This is a genomic window from Paraburkholderia humisilvae, assembly GCF_902859855.1.
Lineage (GTDB): Bacteria > Pseudomonadota > Gammaproteobacteria > Burkholderiales > Burkholderiaceae > Paraburkholderia > Paraburkholderia humisilvae.
In genome coordinates this window covers 63,680-80,675 of sequence record NZ_CADIKH010000009.1, presented here as the reverse complement: position 1 = coordinate 80,675, position 16,996 = coordinate 63,680, and the positions used below count along the sequence as shown (strand labels likewise).

Annotated in this window: 23 protein-coding genes; 3 read left to right on the top strand and 20 right to left on the bottom strand. The window is 59.7% G+C overall.

Annotated features, from left to right (window positions below; genetic code table 11):
* Positions 1-8 precede the first annotated feature (8 nt).
* The 9 genes from HV796_RS11285 to HV796_RS11245 all read right to left on the bottom strand — a co-directional run bounded on the left by HV796_RS11285 (position 9) and on the right by HV796_RS11245 (position 3,692).
* Positions 9-449: a hypothetical protein gene (locus tag HV796_RS11285; protein ID WP_175226563.1), complete on the bottom strand. Its 441-nt coding sequence runs from the start codon at positions 447-449 to the stop codon at positions 9-11.
* Between the two features lie 142 nt (positions 450-591).
* On the bottom strand, positions 592-1,119 hold the full coding sequence (locus tag HV796_RS11280; RefSeq protein WP_175226562.1) for a hypothetical protein: 528 nt from the start codon (positions 1,117-1,119) through the stop codon (positions 592-594).
* Between the two features lie 65 nt (positions 1,120-1,184).
* The gene (locus tag HV796_RS11275; RefSeq protein ID WP_175226561.1) at positions 1,185-1,628 is read right to left on the bottom strand and encodes a hypothetical protein; all 444 of its coding nucleotides are present in this window, start codon (positions 1,626-1,628) and stop codon (positions 1,185-1,187) included.
* A 547-nt stretch (positions 1,629-2,175) separates the two neighbouring features.
* Complete coding sequence (locus HV796_RS11270) at positions 2,176-2,379, bottom strand: hypothetical protein (protein WP_175226560.1); 204 nt, start codon at positions 2,377-2,379, stop codon at positions 2,176-2,178.
* Positions 2,380-2,425: 46 nt separating this feature from the next.
* On the bottom strand, positions 2,426-2,617 hold the full coding sequence (locus HV796_RS11265; RefSeq protein ID WP_175226559.1) for a hypothetical protein: 192 nt from the start codon (positions 2,615-2,617) through the stop codon (positions 2,426-2,428).
* Entirely contained in the window at positions 2,614-2,922 is a 309-nt protein-coding gene (locus HV796_RS11260; protein ID WP_175226558.1) for a hypothetical protein, read from the bottom strand. Before HV796_RS11260 ends, HV796_RS11265 begins: the two co-directional genes overlap by 4 nt.
* Positions 2,919-3,110, bottom strand: a complete 192-nt coding sequence (locus HV796_RS11255) for a hypothetical protein (RefSeq protein WP_175226557.1) — start codon at positions 3,108-3,110, stop codon at positions 2,919-2,921. The genes HV796_RS11260 and HV796_RS11255 overlap by 4 nt, the downstream gene beginning before the upstream one ends.
* 2 nt (positions 3,111-3,112) lie before the next feature.
* Positions 3,113-3,403, bottom strand: a complete 291-nt coding sequence (locus tag HV796_RS11250) for a hypothetical protein (protein WP_175226556.1) — start codon at positions 3,401-3,403, stop codon at positions 3,113-3,115.
* Positions 3,404-3,410: 7 nt separating this feature from the next.
* A complete protein-coding gene (locus HV796_RS11245; RefSeq protein WP_175226555.1) occupies positions 3,411-3,692 on the bottom strand; it encodes a hypothetical protein in 282 nt (93 codons plus the stop codon).
* A gap of 237 nt (positions 3,693-3,929) precedes the next feature.
* Here HV796_RS11245 and HV796_RS11240 point away from each other — a divergent pair, with 237 nt between their 5' ends.
* Complete coding sequence (locus tag HV796_RS11240; RefSeq protein WP_175226554.1) at positions 3,930-4,376, top strand: hypothetical protein; 447 nt, start codon at positions 3,930-3,932, stop codon at positions 4,374-4,376.
* Between the two features lie 63 nt (positions 4,377-4,439).
* Here the strand turns inward: HV796_RS11240 and HV796_RS11235 are convergent, their stop codons facing one another.
* From HV796_RS11235 to HV796_RS11185, 11 genes are all read right to left on the bottom strand, one after another.
* Complete coding sequence (locus HV796_RS11235; RefSeq protein ID WP_175226553.1) at positions 4,440-4,730, bottom strand: DUF6166 domain-containing protein; 291 nt, start codon at positions 4,728-4,730, stop codon at positions 4,440-4,442.
* A gap of 40 nt (positions 4,731-4,770) precedes the next feature.
* The gene (locus tag HV796_RS11230) at positions 4,771-5,307 is read right to left on the bottom strand and encodes a rhomboid family intramembrane serine protease (RefSeq protein WP_246355805.1); all 537 of its coding nucleotides are present in this window, start codon (positions 5,305-5,307) and stop codon (positions 4,771-4,773) included.
* A gap of 117 nt (positions 5,308-5,424) precedes the next feature.
* Positions 5,425-5,931 (bottom strand): hypothetical protein, encoded by a 507-nt coding sequence (locus HV796_RS11225; RefSeq protein WP_175226551.1) that lies wholly within the window; start codon positions 5,929-5,931, stop codon positions 5,425-5,427.
* Positions 5,932-5,985: 54 nt separating this feature from the next.
* Entirely contained in the window at positions 5,986-6,480 is a 495-nt protein-coding gene (locus HV796_RS11220; RefSeq protein WP_175226550.1) for a hypothetical protein, read from the bottom strand.
* A 65-nt stretch (positions 6,481-6,545) separates the two neighbouring features.
* Positions 6,546-6,827, bottom strand: a complete 282-nt coding sequence (locus HV796_RS11215) for a hypothetical protein (protein WP_175226549.1) — start codon at positions 6,825-6,827, stop codon at positions 6,546-6,548.
* A 36-nt stretch (positions 6,828-6,863) separates the two neighbouring features.
* The gene (locus HV796_RS11210; RefSeq protein ID WP_175226548.1) at positions 6,864-7,970 is read right to left on the bottom strand and encodes a hypothetical protein; all 1,107 of its coding nucleotides are present in this window, start codon (positions 7,968-7,970) and stop codon (positions 6,864-6,866) included.
* 316 nt (positions 7,971-8,286) lie between these two features.
* Positions 8,287-8,478, bottom strand: a complete 192-nt coding sequence (locus HV796_RS11205) for a hypothetical protein (RefSeq protein WP_175226547.1) — start codon at positions 8,476-8,478, stop codon at positions 8,287-8,289.
* Between the two features lie 85 nt (positions 8,479-8,563).
* Complete coding sequence (locus HV796_RS11200) at positions 8,564-8,893, bottom strand: hypothetical protein (protein ID WP_175226546.1); 330 nt, start codon at positions 8,891-8,893, stop codon at positions 8,564-8,566.
* Positions 8,894-9,080: 187 nt separating this feature from the next.
* Positions 9,081-9,719, bottom strand: a complete 639-nt coding sequence (locus HV796_RS11195; RefSeq protein ID WP_175226545.1) for an RES family NAD+ phosphorylase — start codon at positions 9,717-9,719, stop codon at positions 9,081-9,083.
* Entirely contained in the window at positions 9,719-10,351 is a 633-nt protein-coding gene (locus tag HV796_RS11190) for a hypothetical protein (protein ID WP_175226544.1), read from the bottom strand. The genes HV796_RS11195 and HV796_RS11190 overlap by 1 nt, the downstream gene beginning before the upstream one ends.
* A 79-nt stretch (positions 10,352-10,430) precedes the next feature.
* The gene (locus tag HV796_RS11185; RefSeq protein WP_175226543.1) at positions 10,431-10,823 is read right to left on the bottom strand and encodes a hypothetical protein; all 393 of its coding nucleotides are present in this window, start codon (positions 10,821-10,823) and stop codon (positions 10,431-10,433) included.
* 818 nt (positions 10,824-11,641) lie between these two features.
* On the opposite strand from HV796_RS11185, the gene HV796_RS11180 reads away from it, so the two are divergent.
* On the top strand, positions 11,642-12,676 hold the full coding sequence (locus tag HV796_RS11180; RefSeq protein ID WP_175226542.1) for a CRISPR-associated endonuclease Cas1: 1,035 nt from the start codon (positions 11,642-11,644) through the stop codon (positions 12,674-12,676).
* A gap of 63 nt (positions 12,677-12,739) precedes the next feature.
* Positions 12,740-16,519 carry a type V CRISPR-associated protein Cas12c gene (gene cas12c, locus HV796_RS11175; protein ID WP_175226541.1) on the top strand — a complete coding sequence of 1,260 codons (3,780 nt, stop codon included), beginning with the start codon at positions 12,740-12,742 and terminating at the stop codon, positions 16,517-16,519.
* Positions 16,520-16,996 lie beyond the last annotated feature (477 nt).

Sequence of the window (16,996 nt, the reverse complement as noted above, 5' to 3'; positions counted from 1 at the left end):
ATCCTACGTTAGCGCCGAGTACCGGCGGGTATGTGGCTCGCAACCAAGGTTTCCATGTGAGCCTTCATCTTGTCGAGCACGACTCGGGCGTTGCTGTCGCCGCCCAACCTCGTGGTTGCGATGTCATCGTCCGGGACATGAATATCCTTTGCGTACACCTCGCCTACCCAACCGCCGGGATACACGGCGTAGCCAGACGCATGGAGCCCGCTCGCACCGACCGATATCTCGACGATCTGGCTGAAGCGTTTCTGCGACGTGTCGCGCGTCAGCACCCAGCGTCGCCCGCTCAGAAAGCCCGCGGGTGCTTGTTTGAGCGCAAAGCCTTGCCCAAGGAAATTGATCGTGAACCGCAAGCCGAGGATGTGTCTGGTCGAGTAGTCCCAACGACCGAGTGCGACGCGACGCGCGACACCGCGTGGACTGATGTTGTGCAGGACGTGGTTCATGATCGTTGCTCCGTTAGCGGACCAGCATGCCGCCGATTACAAAATCCGTTCTCGAATGTTGATTTGTTAGCTTGGCCGGCGGGAGTGTCAAGGTTCGCTGATGGCTTGAGCCTGGACAGCCAGGCTTCATCCATCGGCCCGCTTACAGGCCGCCGTTCTGGATCAGGTACTGCAGCGCGTCCTGGTCGCCGGCCGCCGCCGCGCGACGCATCAGCTCCAAGCCCTTCGCCTTCACCTGGGAAGCCGGCATCGACGGATCGATCTTGATTGCCCGCTCGGGATGATCGACGCGGCTCATCAGGCGCCCGACCCGAAACATCGCCGTCGGCTCGCCCGCGTCGGCCTCCTGCTCGAGCAGGCCCGGATAGTCCTTCCGGAAGTGCAGAGCGAGCCACGTGCCGGCGGCGTGATTGCCGGTCTTCATAGCGGTTTCCATCGCGGGACGCATCTGCCTGGCTTCGTACGACTTCGACCACGAGTCGATGGGCCCCTGAAACGGAGCCAAAGCGCCGAACGCCAGCAACGCGATCATCCAACCAACAAGCTTGAGACGTTTGCGCTCAGCCGGATCTGGGTTAAGCAGAAATGGGGTGCGCTCCGGCCATGTGAGTCCCGCGGCGAGGTTGCGGCGTTCGAGACTCAGTTCCTTGATACGTTCATTCCGGGTCATCAGTTTCTCCAAAAAACCAAATCAGTACCCCAGCCCATGGACTCGTTGGCGCCTCCATCACAGCATCACAGCTGTTCGGCCGCCAGACGCTCGCGGGCTTCCCGCAGCGTCGCGACCGGATAGGAGGCGGTCTTGCGGTCAGCCGACACGAGCCACGCGCGGATCAGCCGCGTGGCGATCTGCGCGTCATGCACGCTGATCCCGTCGTAGTGGGTGGGATCGATCGCGTCCTCGAAAACCGCTTCGCACGTGCCCGACGCCCAAAGCATCCTTTGCTCGCCCTCGCGGGTCAGCCAAAAGCTCCACACCTCGCCTTCCGCCTGGGCCAAGCCGAATTGCGCACAGCGTCCGGCCGGGAGTTCCTTGAGTGCGGCACGTAAGTCGACGATCGCATCTTCGAATGCGTCCAGCACCAGTTGACGGGCCTGTTTGTAGATGTAGGCAGACTCCATCGGCTGGATGATCCTGCCCAACACTTCTTTCAATTCCTGACGGGAAATGCCCGGCATAATGCTCTCCGCGGCTGGACACGCCTGCGCACGAATGCGGCAGACGATGCGGCGGGCGGGCGATCGGCCTTCCCTGCCTTATACCTACGCATTCTATGGAGCGTGCTTCTTACCTGGAACTCCAAATCAGAACCTATCAGGGCAGTCTTTCCATGGGGATTGCGCGAAGCTTTCCTGATACGCATCAATCAGGTTGACGACCCTGAGAACTTCCGACCGGATACGAAGAAGCGGTCTGGGCGTCAGACAGTGATCTCTAGACGGGCGTCCAGAGCATGCTCGTTGCGCCGGCGGTCCTGCGCTCGAGCGGACTAGCGAACGCGGGCCACAGGGGTAGCGATATCGTGCGGAATGCCCTGGATACACGGATACCCCATCCCGTGGCGCGGGACATTTGCTCGCGATCGGCAAGATTGCATGCGAAGCACGATGGCGCGGGCGATCGATTGGTCGAGGTCGTTGTGCGTCCACTGAGGCGGTGGCGAACGTCCTCGCGAATCCCGTGGCGGGCGATGAGGTAATCGGTGAGATCGTGCCGGGCGCGGACTCAAATACTGTTGGCCGCGGCTACAAGGGCGGCCTTCTTGAATGCGCCGAAGGATTCCTGCAGGTTGGCCCGCCAGGCGCCGGCCGCGCCGCTCTCGCAGAAAGCGACGCCCTGGGAGACCGCGTAATCGAAATGCGCGCCGAGCACACGGCGAGCGATCTCCTCGCTCATTTCCTCATGCCAGTAGCAGACCTCCTGGATCATCGCTGTTTTCCTTCTGTTTGCAGCAGCGCTGCCTGCATGTCCAATACTAGCGATGGAGCACGACATGCTTCATGCCGGCGGTCTGCTCGATGTTCTCCAGGCTGACGGAAGGGCGACTCACGCAGTTGCCGGGAAGCTCGTGCTCTTCCCGCCAGAACGAGCCCGTAGTCGTCTTTCGGAAGACACGATCGCCGATCTGGACAAGCGTCTCCGGTGAGTAGTCTTGCAGGCGCATCATGTTCCCTTGCCAAGAAAGAGTTCGACGTCGACGCCAGCATCGCGCAGCAGGCCGGCGCCATCTTCGGTGTCTATGCCGACCGGTTCCTCGACGTAGTCAGTGTCGATCGCAGTCATCTGCACACGACCATCCGGCGTGACCTCGACGACCATTTCGGTCGTTTCGAAAATCGTATCCTGATCGATCGCGTGCGTGCGCATATATGGCATAGCGGCTACGCAGAGCTTCTTCGTGTAGAAGGTGCCCTGCTGACCGTGGTATTCCACGGGCGCAAACCCGGATGCCGTGAGTACGTGGATGTTCATGATCGTTCTTTCCTGGACGCTATTCCTTGACGCTCGAGCGAATACAGCTTCGTTGCTGCTTTTGCGGTCAAGCGTTGCATCTCTTCCCGCGCCGCCTTTTCTGGCTTCCAGGTGCTGCCAATATCGATCGCCACCCGCCCCTCCTTCTTCCAGACGGTTTCGACGACCCGATAGAGCTTCTGGGTCATGGTCAGGCAGCCTCGTCGACGAGCACCCAGCCTCTCGACGTCGAACGGATCCTCTCGGTCTTGCGAAGCGCCTGCAGACGGCGATTGATGATGCGCCAGCCCGGTGCTGTGCTTTTACCATGTCTGGCTTCGGTCTTTTCGATCTGCGCAAGGCGTTCGCTTTCGGCGCTGATCGCGGAATTCGCGCTGAGCAGGAGGAACGGCACAGGCGTGGCCGGCGTCAGCAGCCCTGGCGCCGGCGTTTCCCCAATCCGGTCCAGAATGAGTTGATCCAGCGTTTCGTATTTGCTCATCTAATCCTCACGCGGTGCCGCGCGACGCTTCGTCGGTCAGAACGGTGATCACCGCGTCCCTCGTTTTGAAGCCCGGTCCCACCAGCATCGCTGCGCGAGTGCCACGGCCCAACACGGTCGCGACACCGGCTTGCTTTCCGAACCAGCGCCAGCGCTCTGCCATCACCCGCGGCGCCGTGACCTTGCTTACGACGACATTGACCTTCTCGCGCCAGATCTCACCGATGACTTGCTCGCCCAAGTGAACCTGTTGATGCGCTGACTTCTTGCTACCGGCAATCTTCGTCAATCTTGTAGTCATGGTTACCTGCCCCTCTCTATCTAACCCCGATTCTAGCGATGCTGCCCCCGCCGTTCTAGCCCTTGCGGATGCTCGATCACCGTCCCGAGATTAACGAACGCGGCGTCTCGCGCCGCGATATCGCGGCCACAAGCGCTGGAAATCAGTTCCAGAAACCTGATCACGCCTCCTTGAAATGGCGCGCTGGCATGGCACTCTGGCCTTTCCTCAACAGAGCGCCAGCCCATGACCGACGTCGCACATGAACCTGTCCCTCCCGATTCGAGCGCGAGCACGCGACTGGCCGCTCCCAACGCTCCCTCAAGCATCGCCGCGTTCGACGCTGCCCGGGCCGAGAGCATTGAGACATCCCGGGAGGCCGGGAACATCCATCTCGATCAGATCCCCTGGTATGTCGAAACGATGCGGGGCCGCGAGATCTTCTACGTCCACGATCCGAAGGTCCGTGGCGTCATCCGCACCGTGGGCAACAACGGGAGCATCTACGTGGACTGGGTCGACGCCTACTCGGCTGAGAAGGAATTGGCCTCATCAGTCCAGGACGGCAAGAGGACTGTTTTCCGATCCTCTCTCGGCCCATGCGACTACAAGGACTATGCGCTGATACAGCCCGCCAACGCACCTGCAATAAGCACCCGTAGAAATGAGCAGGAAAGCGCCTTTTACGGGTGATTCATCTGGTTCTGCTGTTGCCGGTGCTTTTTCAATCCATTCGAGCGCGCACGCGGTCCTGCCCTACGCGCTCGGCCCACCGCGCCGGATCGTCGATGGCTCGTCGAACGCCGTGCCGGCGAGTTCGTACTGCTTTTCTTCCTCCTCGGGCGACGGCGGTGGCAATAAGGCATGCAGGACGGACAGCGCGAGGTCTGCCGGCCCTGATCCTGGATAGCCGCACTCGTACCCTGTCGGCGAATGGAGCCGGACGTGCGGGACATTCGCGCGGATCGAATCGTTCGTAACCCGCTCGACGATCAGGCCGTGCCTGCACAGTGAATCGGTCGTGTCCAGCAATGCAGCGAAATTCATGGCACTCCCTGGTTCCGTTTAACTTCCTGATCAGCTCCGTCTACTTGCCTTCGCGACGGGCGCTACGCGCGGCCAGGAACCCGCCGATCGCGCCACCCAGATGGCTCTCCCACGAGATTCCGGGATAGATCGGAAGCACCCCGAGCAGCATGCTCAAGCCATACGTGCCGGCGACGAACAGCGCCACCACGATCGCAAGGAAGTTGCGCATATAGATCCCGCGGCCGACGAGGTACCCTGCGAATCCAAACACGACGCCACTCGCGCCAATATGGTCAGACCATGCCGAGCCGAAAAGCCAGGCGCAAAGTCCGGCGCCCAGCATCGACCCGATCAGCGCTTCGTAGAAGTTCGACATGCGTGGCCACGTGGCCAGCCAGCCGAGGATCAGCAGCCCGCCCGTGTTCGCCATGATGTGTCCGAGATTGGCATGCAGCCACGGAGCGAACAGAATGCCCTGCAGCCCCCCCAGCGTGCGCGGCACCACACCATGCCGGTTGAGATGCAACCCCGGTATGGCCACGGACAGGAAGAATGTCAGCCACATCGAGCCGACGAACACGGCGAGTAGAACCATTCGCGCCCTGATCTGCTCGGCGGTAGAACGAACGGCACTGGTCATGGAATAGGTGTTCAACATCGTTCGTCCGTGATGCTCCCGCTATCGACCAGGATGGCCCCGGCGGATGCTTGTTCAGGCAGAGATGGAAAGGTAAGCGGAGCCGACCTCGTCGCTATCGGGCCGGTTGAGGCGCTCTGCCACACGGGCCATATGGCCGTCGATGCCCGCGAACAACTGCGGGAGATCGGCATCGCGGGCGCCACGGGCATTATCGCAGCCGGTCAGCTCGCGCATGTACTTGTCGAGGGCCTTAAGAACCGCATCTCGGGCGCCATCGCGAAATTCGTCGGCTGTAACCGTCTTCGTCTGCGCCGTCGCGGGTCCGGCGTCGAGCTCCACGATATCGAAATCGGAACTCGTGAAGGATTCGCCGTTGGGACTCCAGCAGGCGGAGTGATCTTCCTTATGGAAGGCATTGTCCGTGTAGTCCTCCGGGTTGGCTGGCCGATAGGCGACCTTGCAGTAATCGCCATTGCGCATGCGCACGAGCACTTCACCTTCAGCCTCGCAACGTGCCTTAAGCGCGAGCGTGAACGGATTGAAGTCCTTCCTCGTGGCCAGTACCGTGGCGTTTCGCATCAAAACTCTCCCTTTATTTCGATGCCTTCATTTTATTGAGTCGGAGCGTCACTTCTAGTGGGAAACGACATGATCCGGGTCTGCCTGAGCCGATCGTACCGCCAGCATTCTTTGCATCGTGACGTTCAATAGATCGAACGGCACAGCCAGCGTCACCGTACGGCCTGCGGCCAACATCTTCCCGACTACCCGGCCACGGTCCGCTTCACTCGCGGCCTTGCCTAGTGCGGCATCAGCAACACCCTTGACGTGCTCACCGAACGCAACGAAGTAGCCATCCATGCCGTCACGGATAAGATCATGCATGCTGCTCGCTGTGCCTGCCGGCAATGCTTGAGCCTTGTGATTGAGAATGCTCGCGACTGCCTTCTCCATCCAGCTCTCGAGTTCAGTCAGGCTGATGATGCGCAACGCCGTTTTGCCGACCGCTTCCATTGCGCTCGTCACATCTTCGTGCGACGCGCCGGTCCAGACAGCTGCGCTGCCTGTCGCTGACCCGGCAATCACCAGAAAAACCCGGTCACCAGATATGAAGCTTTGAACGTTCATTCCGCTTATTACCATCGTGCGTGTTCCTTGGCGTTTCGACCGTAACAGGTGTCCGGTCTTTCGTGTCAAGACGCGGTGAGTCCGCTCGGCCACGGCAACCTGCCGGCATCGGCCGTTTTCCCAATGACGCACTTGTGTCTCGCTTCGAACCACAGCCCGCCGCCAGGGACGGAAATGTGGATCGGATGCCCCGTTGCGATGATGTCCATGAACGATCGCGCAATCGCCACATCGCTTTCATCCCAATAGGTTGGAACCATCCCGCGCGGACGCGTTTCCGTGACCTCTGACGTGTTCGCCGCCTTGCGTGCGGCCTGCGCAAAAGGTGTGTGCTGGATGGGTAGCATGAGGGTTCCTTGGTTGCTGAGTGGTCGATTGATACTTCAGTCAGGCGCTTCGCCGCCGCGAGTCGCCACGCATATCGGTCGGCCGCCTCGATCTTCCGCGTGCTGCTTCAACGGATGCGGCTGCGTGTGCGGGGTAGAGCCAGATGCGATATCGTGCCTCACGATTTCGGCGACAATCATCCGGGCGGACTTCACCAGATCGTCCCGGACCTTGCCGGGTTGCCAGTCGTGCTCGGCCCACGGCCACATGGGTGGCGCTTCCTTGTCGTATCCGCCATCGCCTTGCGAGAACGGGCGCAGTTTGTCCGATGCATGAAGGGCGTAGGCGGCGCCAGCGGCCGCCAGCTCGCCTACGTCGAATTCGTAGGTCTGCTTTGTTGCCCCGCCGAGCACATCACGCATCGCGGCGGGAAGAGACTGCGCGTAAAGCTGCCATCCCCAATTGAAGAAACCGCGATAGTTGATCTCGTCTCCCGTTGTCCAGCCGTCCGTGCCGATCTGGACTTTGACAGCGTCCCAGGCTTTACGCACGGCATCCCCTTCGGGCTGCACCATCGGTACGCGCCGCCGGCGGGGCGAGTGCTCGCGTTTGAGATCGCGCACGTAGAGGGCACAGGGGCCATCGTTGGAATCGTAGATGGCAATCAGCAGCCAGTCCTCGCCTTCCGGTCTGCCGGGCTCCCAGTCGCTGCAGTTAGCCGAATTGCAGGCGGTCCAGCGCTGGTATGTTTCGGGCGCATCGCGCTCCATCATGACGAACGCAGCCTGGATACCGAATGCCATGAGGAACTCGACGATGCCGACATCCTCGTCCAGGTCCGGCAAGGCGGGGTGGCCCATCATGCCGTCCTCGTCGCGCTCGTCACGCAGCGGTGTCAGGATGGCTTCCCGCATCCCTACGAGCGAAACAGGCCGCTTGACCGGCTGAGATCCGTCGTACTGCGGCGCGCTGGCGAGAAGCGATCGAGCAGCGTCAATGCGTCGTTGCCCTTCGGGGTTAGCCCTCAACCCGCCGCCCTGCGAATTGCGTGCCTCCGCCACCTCCAGGAGTTCGGCCATCGTTTCGCGCCAACCACGCGGCCTTGTCACGGCGTCGTGGTGGCCTTCAGGCTTCTCGGTGTTGCGCAGGGAATCGTTCGACATGGTGCGTTTCTCGCGAGCAAGATGTGCTTGGCGTCCTTTCGAACACTGTACCGAACCGCACGTCTGAATCAATCGCTTGCGGCGAGGCAAAAGTGATTGTAGGGAGGGCACTTCTTATCCGGAATCTCGAAAGAGCGCCCATACGGGCAGCTTTCCGATCAGATGGGAGAGTTTCCACGGTTGTCCGGCCTACTCAGCCAAAGGGCTCGAGCAAGATAGAAACGGCAGAACGTGATCCGGAACGAGTGGCGAAAACGAAGATGTATAGTGCCGGCGCTTCCCTACTGAGTGCGGCACTCACCTTATTGATCCAATCTCAAAGGCGTGTATCGGTACGCGCTTCGTCTATGTCGCCGGTTGTCTCGCCTATTAGCAGGTAGGCTACGGGAGCCTTGGCGGCCCAGGGCGTGCGATAGAAAAACGACGACGCCACGCCTAGCTCTTCGAGTTCCTTTCGGAGCTTGCCGACTTTTTCCGCCACGAGGGCGCTACGCTCTTCGTTTGTCATCGCTGTGTTTTCCTCTGTACGCGGCCGGAGCCGCCGCCTTTCCTTCTCGAATTCTCGTTGTGCGAGGGCAGTGGACTTTTCCGATTCAACGCTCGGACGAATCATCGTTCTGCGACACAGAAAACGGGAGGACGCTCGTTACGTAAAGGAGGCCTATCAGGCCGGCGACGATTGACACCAGTGCCGGGAAACCCAACACGCCCGGTGCCATCCATGCTTTCACCATCGGTGCGCCATCGAGACTACCGGGCGGAAACGGTCTCGCGAGCCATCCCAGCATCCATGCCCAGATACCGGCGGAGAACACCAGCAGGAGCAGTCCGATCAGCCAGCTTCCAATTTTTCTCACCATGTTTTTCTCACAATGCAGCGGCGGCGCCATCTGCGGATTTTGCCTTTCGTTCACACTCGACACGCCGCACATCCTGCGGCAAGTTCACGAATTCGACCAGTGGAGCGAATGTCGCCCGCACGCTCTGCCGGAACGTGCAGCGGCAGCACGACTGGATCAAGCTCTTGCGCCGTGCACAACGAATCGCGCGGAGCACACTTCCTTGCTCTGGCCAGAGTACGAAAGAGATCCCATGCGACGGCCTTCGCGCTCAGATGACGGCGATCTTCAGACTGACCGCCAGCTGCAACACCTTGCTCCGGAGTGGATCAACCGCCAGCGAGTCATCACCGAGAACGTGGAGAGCGGGCGACGACAGCCTCTGCCCGAAAAGCATGACGCACCGGCCGGCGTCATTCCTGCGGGAGCCGTAGGCGATCCCCTCCGCCGCCGGGCACTGGTCGTGCGCGGCCTGCGACCACTGGCGGGTGCGCGGATACGTCGCCGGGATGCTATCGATCAGATCGGCCCGCGTCAGCTCCAGGGCTGGCAGATACGGTGTGTGGAAGCTGACGCAGTGGACCGGGTCTGGCAGGCGCACCTTCGCGATCCGGAAATGGCTTAAGCGATCGAGGTCGAAGACCCCTGGCGGATTGAGCGTCACGTCGTGGAAAAGCGACTCCATGATGGCGCACTCGAAGGAGCTCGCCCCGTACCACGTGTGGACTGGCGAGCCATCCGGAAGATTGATTGGTGCAAATCGCGTATTGCCCCAGCCTTCGGAGAACGTGGTCGCCGCCGTGCCGTGAGGGTGGGTGCAATACGCGTGATACCAGTGTGGGGCATCTTGTCGGCTGACGGGCAGGACGGTAAACGGCTCCGCCGCACCGGGTACGCGCAGACCGGTCATCAGGCGACATACTCCCCGTTCAGATGATGAGCGGCTTCAACGACGTCATCGCGACGGTCGAGCGCATCCCGCGGGGCAACCGGCTCGGCCTCATGTGCGCCGCGCCCGGCGATCCATCCGTTCGGGAAATGGAACCACGCCGCGATCTTCCAGGCATCCTCCACTGGTCCTAGCGCCTCGAGGATGTCCTTGATGACCGGTAGCGGCTGGCACATCGCATCGAACTGGTAGCCTGCGAAGTATTCCTTGCCATTGAACGTCACGCTAAAGACGCGCCCTCGACGTTTCCAGTCGCTCGCTGGTTGAGCCTTGTTGGCGGGAGGCGTTGCCTGAAGCGCATTGATCTGTTCCGCGGCAAGCCAGTCACCCCGCGCGAAAACCTCACGCATGGTCTGCTGGCGCCGGATACGCTCCTCGATCAATGGTGCCGCCGGCGCCGACAGGCCCGAGAATGCCCGGGCGAGTTCATCCGCGTGCAGGAAAAGCCCGGTCTCCCATTGAGGCGTCGCCAAAACGACAACCAGCAACTCTTCGAACCCCTTTTTCAACGAGGAAGCGACGGCAGGATCGGTGCCGCGCGGCAGCGGCAGGTTCAACACTACATCGTTTGAATCATCATGGAGCTGGATCATGCGCCCTCCGGGGAATTTGCGAATCTGCCAACATTATAGAACTTGTCGGCAAAATCGCAACCCCACCCACAAGACGGCTTCAGAGCACCCGGAGACTCGAGAGCATGACGTCGCGCGCATTCGGTGCGGATTGATCAGTTGCGACGCCGCCCCCTTCCGCCTCGGCCTCGGGTTCGGTAAAGGCGGCGAGACACACCATCAATTCCTTCGAAACGCCGAGGCCAATACCGATAGAGGCCGCCTCCTCCAGAAGGAGCGGCCCCTTCGTCAGCACCTTTGCCAGATCGCGCACGCTTTTCACAAGTTCGCGGTCGTATTCAGTCCCCGCGTCCGGTGGGAGATTGCGCAGGTCCAGGAGTTGTTTAAGCCTTGCCGTCATCGGGCGCCGGCCGACCCTGGTCGCGTATCCCGACGTCGCGGAATCCATGATCGTAGTGCCTACGAGGATATTCCAAAGGTGATCCGGTTGCATTCGAGCTCCTGTCAATTTTTCGTATGGGTCTGTCGCTGACTGAGGCAGCGACAGACGTACCCAAACGAAATTCTATTGATGTGACTTCCTCGCAGGAACCGGGAATGAGCGTCTATCCGGGTAATCTTTCAAATACGCGCTGCCGATGAAGTTATGGCCCGAAATGCCGTCAAGGTCACCACCGCAAACAAACCTATCAAGCGGTACGTCGCCCACTCCTCCTACCACCAACAAAACTATCCGCGACGGTTGTTGCCAACATCACTACCACCAACAAAATTATCCGGACTCCCGATACAGGTACTCAGTACCACCAGACAAAACTATCTCTTCCGTGTCAGTCAGACCTCATTGCCACCAACAAAACTATCTTGGGTTGCCCGTTGAGGCCTCCCCTACCACCAACAAAACTATCCCTGACCGCGCGAATTGACCTCATTACCACCAACAACACTATCTTGCGAGCGCGTGCGACCTCACCACCGCCAACCTATCCAAGCACTGACAGGCTGATCCTCAATACCACCAACAAAACTATCCAATTCGGCTTGCCAGTAACCTCACTACCACCAACAAACCTATCCCGGGCTGGAAACTCGTTCCTCACTACCACCAACAAAACTATCCCTTTGCGGCGGTTGCAGCCTCACTACCACCAACAAACCTATCTAGTCGTAAAGCGATCATCCTCACTACCACCAACAAACCTATCGCAGCAGGGCGGCAACGACCTCACTACCACCAACAAACCTATCCTCGCCCCATCTATACTCTTGTATTATATACATTTTTCATTAAGGCGGGCCAACGCGTTGACCATGGAAAAGGACGATTTTCAGCATCCAGATTTCATCTGGACATGGAGAGAAACGGCGCGTGGGGCACGGCAGAGTCTTTGGTTTCCCTACTTGCAATCGATATCCGCCAAGCCTCGCTCCCGCCTATGGGCCGTAAGGTGGAACGGTGGAGAGCTCGATATAGACTTGTCGAAGGTCGACTTCATCATGGTTTATGGGGGGACCGTCGACTTGCCTATCGCTTTTCTCGACAGCCTTAACCAGTACCGCATCGTCCTGTCGATCCACCGTCGCAACATGGTGAGGCCGTATCTGTTCCTGCCCGCTTCTGGGCCGGATCAGGACGACATCCTCTCCGCTCAGCTGCTTTGCCGCGACAACCTTAAATCGTCAACCTACATCGCCCGGACGATTGTCCGCGAGAAGCTTCGAACGCAGGAGACGGTCGTTCCCATACCCGCCTCTGAATACAAACGCCTTGCATCTTTGCGCAGCGTCGACGAGATCCGGATCCTCGAGGCACACCATGCCAGCCGCTACTGGAGCATCTATTTCGAGAGACTTGGCCTTGCCGATACCATCTCTCGCCGTGGCGCCGATCATCCCGTCAACGCAGCGTTGGACGCCTGCTCATTTTTCCTTCACGGAATCCTGTTGCGATGGGTACTGTTCCACAAATTATCCCCTTTTCATGGCTATCTACACCGAAATGCCGGCTATCCGTCTCTGGTGTACGACCTGATTGAGCCATACCGGGTCTGGATGGACGATGCCGTGGCCGGCGCCGCGTCCTCCGTAGGCACCCATTCCGAAAAGGAGCTTACGGCCGCCGCAATCGCTCATCTGAAACGCCTTATGGACGTACCGGTCTATGTACCTTTGACACGACAGACGGTGCGACGCAAAAGCCTATTGCATGGCGCGGTTCTCGCGCTGCGCGCCTGGCTACTGGACAAGCAGACACGCTTTGTCCTGCCCGTAGAGGGTGAGAAAAAGGGGGGGCGCCCTGTGCAGGTCGGCTTCAAGATTCCGGGGTACCCTCAAAGCCCGAATTAACGCATCCAAAACCAATTTGAGCATTTTTCCTCTTTCTGTATAATTCAGACAAAAGGAAAACACATGCTAAAATCGGTTTCGGGGGTTGCCGCTCGCCAGTGGCGCCGCTCGCTGGCTGCCAAGGCCGAGCGTTGTGATGACTCGATTCGCACGCTGAAATTTCCGTTGGATGGCGCTAACGTCGAATGGCACGACGCACTCGAGCTCCATACGATCGTTGCGGGCGATGGACGTGGCAGTCTGATCGGCCTGCTGTACGGGCTACTTCTCGGTGGCTTCCGTGTATTCCCAAAATTCGCCGCCACCGAGGCCTTCCGCAATGATTCGTCGCTTGATGACGAGAGCTGGCGCGCACAGGTGCTCGATGGCTCCGCCTTGACCGTTGGCAAGGACCATTTCATTCCCTCGGTTATCTACAAGCGCCTGCTGACTCAACCCCGCGCCGTAGGCGGCAAGGACGCGGGTTTCAAGCCTGAAACCATTGCAATCGAGTACGGCAAGACCTTCTTCCCGGGCAAGAAACCCGAAATGCTGGCCGAGCCCGAAAAGCGGCTTCTGACGTCGATAGCCACCGCGCTGGCCAGCCATTTCCCAAGCTGGAAAGCCGTAGCCGGGAACGTTGGCGCTGCCGCTGGCGTCATCGATGTCGTCCTGCATGATCTCGGCTACCCGCGGCCGCAAACCAGCCTGCAAGCTCGCCTCGCGAGCATCAAGACCTACGAGCCTGCTGGCACCATCGCGTTCGATGCCGATTCGGTTCCACCGACCGGAGCGACGGAAGGGATCGCGCCTAACCTGATCGTTGCCCGGGCGCTAGCCATCGGACGCAAATGTGGCCTATCCGACAAAAAAGAGCTGACCCGCTTCGCACAGGAGTTCTTCACTGGTGACGGCAACCACGCCGGACTAGCCTGGTTGTTCGGCAAGGGCCTGACCGACTATCTCCAGGTTACTGAGATCGAGCGCGTGTTTGCCGACTTCGATGTTCCTGTTGCGTCGCAGACCTTCCTGCGGCCGGTGCTCGAAGATGCCCGGCGACTGCCCGCGGCCGAGGCGAGCTTTCTTGGCGGCAAGAACTATGCGTCCTACCGATCCGGCATTGGTGGCACCCTCGCCAGTTGGATCGCCAACTACGTCAATCGCCTTTGTGAGCTCGAGGAAACGCTGGGAGAGCAAATCTCGGCTCTTGTGCTGCCCTCGCCCCTTCTGGCCGACGAAAAACTGTTTGAAGATATTGGCACGTCTCCGGATGAAATCGCGAACATGTCCGCCCTGGCACTCGAGCGGCGTGAGAGCACGCGCGCCTCGCTGTCTCGACTCAACGGTGTCGACACTACTGCAGCATCAGGCGCGGACATCACGGCCATAGAGGAATACAACGTCCTGCTGGACACACTGGCGGGCCTGTTGTCGTCGTTGGCTGAGCGCATAAAAAAGGAACTCGAGATCGCGATGGACAACGACGATGGCGAGGTTCTAGCCAGGCTGAAGACCTACGACTTCGAAACTCCGACGTGGGTAGGGCGCATGGGGAAGATCAACCGTCTGGATCTGTCTCCCATCGACCCTGCGAATGCCCTCGACCGCGCATCCCAGGACTTTGCGCACTTGCACAATGCCATGCATGCGCACTACGCCCAGATTCGGCATTGGGCGGAGCAGACGGGACAAACGCTATCCCCCCTCTCGCGCCTCGCTGTACGTGAACAAAACGCTGCGCGGCATCGGACAAAGCCCCGCAACGCAGACGAGTACGCTCTGCGCGCCTGTCTGGATATGATCGGGCGAAGCGCACGCAGATGCTCGGAAGAAGGGTTGAGGCGAGTAGCCCAGTGGTTTAACGCCAGAAACATTTTCGCCGAACCTTCGCACTGCAATCAATATTTCTTCAACCGGCGCGGCATTCTCTATAAGAGCCCGTTCGCCCGCACGCCACGACAGCCCTTCCCGATCACGCGCGAAGCCGTGACAAATTCGCAAGCGATACTCGACGCCCTCGGAGAGTACCTTCTCCAGTGGCGCGAAGACGTCTTCGCCGAAACGCCGATGAGACTCGCTCACGTTACCGACCTCTTTCGTGTAGAGCGGGCCTGGTTTGCAATGCTCCTGACTGGTTTCCCGGAGACCATCCCCTCATCGGTTGCGCTGGTCGATCAGGTCAAGGACGTTTTCAGTTTGCCGTTACCGGTGCGCCTGCGCCTGACCGGAGATATGGTGTCTTCGGCCGTTATGCGGCAGATTTTCAACCAGTACTATTCGCAACTTGAATCGCTGGCGGCTGTCCTTCTTCGGGAAACATTCTTCTGCCGCGCCAAGTTTCAGCGCAGTGGTGACAACGCCCTGCTTTACGCTAGCGTTGACGGTGCGTGGAATGCCCCTGATCGCCTGTACGGCAGCAGCAAGCCCATTGGGGAAGTCATGCGTCGACTCGAGCGTGCTAACGAGGGCCGCTCGCAGCTCCCATTCCCTGAAACGCTTGCCTATTTGTGCGACACGACAGAAGCAATGAATGCGCCGGAGATGATGGCCTTCCTGCGCCAGGCGCCTCACGACTGGCGTTACGCCATCGGCAATGAGCAGGCCCAGACTGATGAAGTGCAGCCCTTTTGCTTGTCCTTCGACAAACAGTCCGGCATCGGGGCGCGGTTACGGCGCATGCCATCAGCGCGACTGGTTGGCGCTCCTGCGTACAAAGGCGTTCTTGACCAGATGCTGGTTGCGCCTGACACAGTCACCATGGGCGACATCGGCATTCTCGTAGATCAGTACTTCACACAAGCAACCCGGCGAGACGACACAGGGCGCGTTCACGTGCAGTTGCAGCCCGGGCGTTCGGTGGTGACTCTGGCTATCCCGATGACCATCAGCAAGCCTCAGAAAGCTGAGCCCACGTTTTCGCGTTATATGGGCATCGATCTGGGCGAGCGAGGCATTGGTTACGCAGTATTCGATGCAGCCACGCATACGCTGATCGACAAGGGTGTTGTCAAGGTCAAATCCATGCGCCGTTTCGTCCTGGATGACAAGATGAACAAACGCAAACGGGGTATCACGAAATTCCGTGCTGCCTACGATCCGGCGGAAGAACGCCGACGGGAAAACGTGGTCGGTGACTTCTGTCACGCGATCAACCGGCTCATGTGGTATTACGACGCGTTCCCAGTTCTGGAATCGACTGCGGGGGGAGCGTCTAGTGGCATCAACCGGATTTACAAAGCTGTGGCCGAGCATTATCTGTATTCGACAACTCCTACCGTGGACGCAGTGCGCAAGGCTTATTGGACCGGCGCTTCGTACTGGAAGCACCCTTTCCTGCAGCAGTTCAAGTTCGATCGCGACAGCGGGAAGAAGAGCAACGCCGCGGAGCCGCTGAGAATGTTTCCGGCAGTCGGGGTATCGGCCTACGGTACCAGCCAGGAATGCAGCTGCTGTGGCCGCAATGCCGTCGAGGACGTTCGCAACATGCAGAAAGCGGCGGGCAACAAGAAGGGGCTTTCCATGACAATCGAGGAAGGCGGCATCGTGAGGCTTGAATCGGGATCGATCGTGCTATTGGTCTCCGAAGGAGAGGCCGCACAACAACAGGCGCGCAATCGCAACGAACGTGCGCCACGCGTCAAACCTCACACGGCTGGCAGCATCTCTGCGGACGATCTGATTCGGTTAATCGCTCGCAATCTGCGACGGGCACCGGCATCCCGCCAAAGCAGGGATACGACAGTGTCGCAGTACCATTGCGTGTACGAAGACTGCGCACACACCGAACACGCGGAAATAAACGCTGGGATCAATATCGGTCGACGGATGCGAAAGTCCCGGCTTGCGGAAACATCGCCCGTGTGATTGAATACGCAGGTACCCCATCCGGGGTTCTGGACTGCGAAGGCACTCCTTACCTCGTCCCGGATGGCTGGCCTGGCACCAGACCAACAATTGCCAGACAAGGAACCGCCGCAAGGCGGTTTTTTGTTTTGGCTATCTGTATTTCGCTGTTGATTTGAGCTAAATCTGGTCTTCCTCGACCAGCCACGCCAGCGTTGATGTCCACGCCATAGTGCGACGCAGGGAGCGAATCAACCGGGAACGACTACCACGTCAACGTCCAGGCCAAGCACGCACTGCCCGCACTGCACCTGCGACTGCCGGTCGGCTTCGGCTTCCGCGAGAGATCGGGATGGAACTCCTTCAGCGCGTTCCATTCTGCGATGGAGTCCATGCCCACACCGTCTCGCCAGCCGTGACGAATGGCAGCATCCAGAGCTAGGTCGTAGGGAGCACCCGTAACGACGTGGATCGCATAGGGAGCGCAGTTGATCACGC

Excerpts from the sequence above, each read along its gene's own strand:
- HV796_RS11285 (WP_175226563.1), bottom strand. The coding sequence starts at position 449 with ATGAACCACGTCCTGCACAACATCAGTCCACGCGGTGTCGCGCGTCGC.
- HV796_RS11280 (WP_175226562.1), bottom strand. The coding sequence starts at position 1,119 with ATGACCCGGAATGAACGTATCAAGGAACTGAGTCTCGAACGCCGCAAC.
- HV796_RS11275 (WP_175226561.1), bottom strand. The coding sequence starts at position 1,628 with ATGCCGGGCATTTCCCGTCAGGAATTGAAAGAAGTGTTGGGCAGGATC.
- HV796_RS11270 (WP_175226560.1), bottom strand. The coding sequence starts at position 2,379 with ATGATCCAGGAGGTCTGCTACTGGCATGAGGAAATGAGCGAGGAGATC.
- HV796_RS11265 (WP_175226559.1), bottom strand. The coding sequence starts at position 2,617 with ATGATGCGCCTGCAAGACTACTCACCGGAGACGCTTGTCCAGATCGGC.
- HV796_RS11260 (WP_175226558.1), bottom strand. The coding sequence starts at position 2,922 with ATGAACATCCACGTACTCACGGCATCCGGGTTTGCGCCCGTGGAATAC.
- HV796_RS11255 (WP_175226557.1), bottom strand. The coding sequence starts at position 3,110 with ATGACCCAGAAGCTCTATCGGGTCGTCGAAACCGTCTGGAAGAAGGAG.
- HV796_RS11250 (WP_175226556.1), bottom strand. The coding sequence starts at position 3,403 with ATGAGCAAATACGAAACGCTGGATCAACTCATTCTGGACCGGATTGGG.
- HV796_RS11240 (WP_175226554.1), top strand. The coding sequence starts at position 3,930 with ATGACCGACGTCGCACATGAACCTGTCCCTCCCGATTCGAGCGCGAGC.
- HV796_RS11235 (WP_175226553.1), bottom strand. The coding sequence starts at position 4,730 with ATGAATTTCGCTGCATTGCTGGACACGACCGATTCACTGTGCAGGCAC.
- HV796_RS11230 (WP_246355805.1), bottom strand. The coding sequence starts at position 5,307 with ATGGTTCTACTCGCCGTGTTCGTCGGCTCGATGTGGCTGACATTCTTC.
- HV796_RS11225 (WP_175226551.1), bottom strand. The coding sequence starts at position 5,931 with ATGCGAAACGCCACGGTACTGGCCACGAGGAAGGACTTCAATCCGTTC.
- HV796_RS11220 (WP_175226550.1), bottom strand. The coding sequence starts at position 6,480 with ATGAACGTTCAAAGCTTCATATCTGGTGACCGGGTTTTTCTGGTGATT.
- HV796_RS11215 (WP_175226549.1), bottom strand. The coding sequence starts at position 6,827 with ATGCTACCCATCCAGCACACACCTTTTGCGCAGGCCGCACGCAAGGCG.
- HV796_RS11210 (WP_175226548.1), bottom strand. The coding sequence starts at position 7,970 with ATGTCGAACGATTCCCTGCGCAACACCGAGAAGCCTGAAGGCCACCAC.
- HV796_RS11205 (WP_175226547.1), bottom strand. The coding sequence starts at position 8,478 with ATGACAAACGAAGAGCGTAGCGCCCTCGTGGCGGAAAAAGTCGGCAAG.
- HV796_RS11195 (WP_175226545.1), bottom strand. The coding sequence starts at position 9,719 with ATGACCGGTCTGCGCGTACCCGGTGCGGCGGAGCCGTTTACCGTCCTG.
- HV796_RS11190 (WP_175226544.1), bottom strand. The coding sequence starts at position 10,351 with ATGATCCAGCTCCATGATGATTCAAACGATGTAGTGTTGAACCTGCCG.
- HV796_RS11185 (WP_175226543.1), bottom strand. The coding sequence starts at position 10,823 with ATGCAACCGGATCACCTTTGGAATATCCTCGTAGGCACTACGATCATG.
- HV796_RS11180 (WP_175226542.1), top strand. The coding sequence starts at position 11,642 with ATGGAAAAGGACGATTTTCAGCATCCAGATTTCATCTGGACATGGAGA.
- cas12c (WP_175226541.1), top strand. The coding sequence starts at position 12,740 with ATGCTAAAATCGGTTTCGGGGGTTGCCGCTCGCCAGTGGCGCCGCTCG.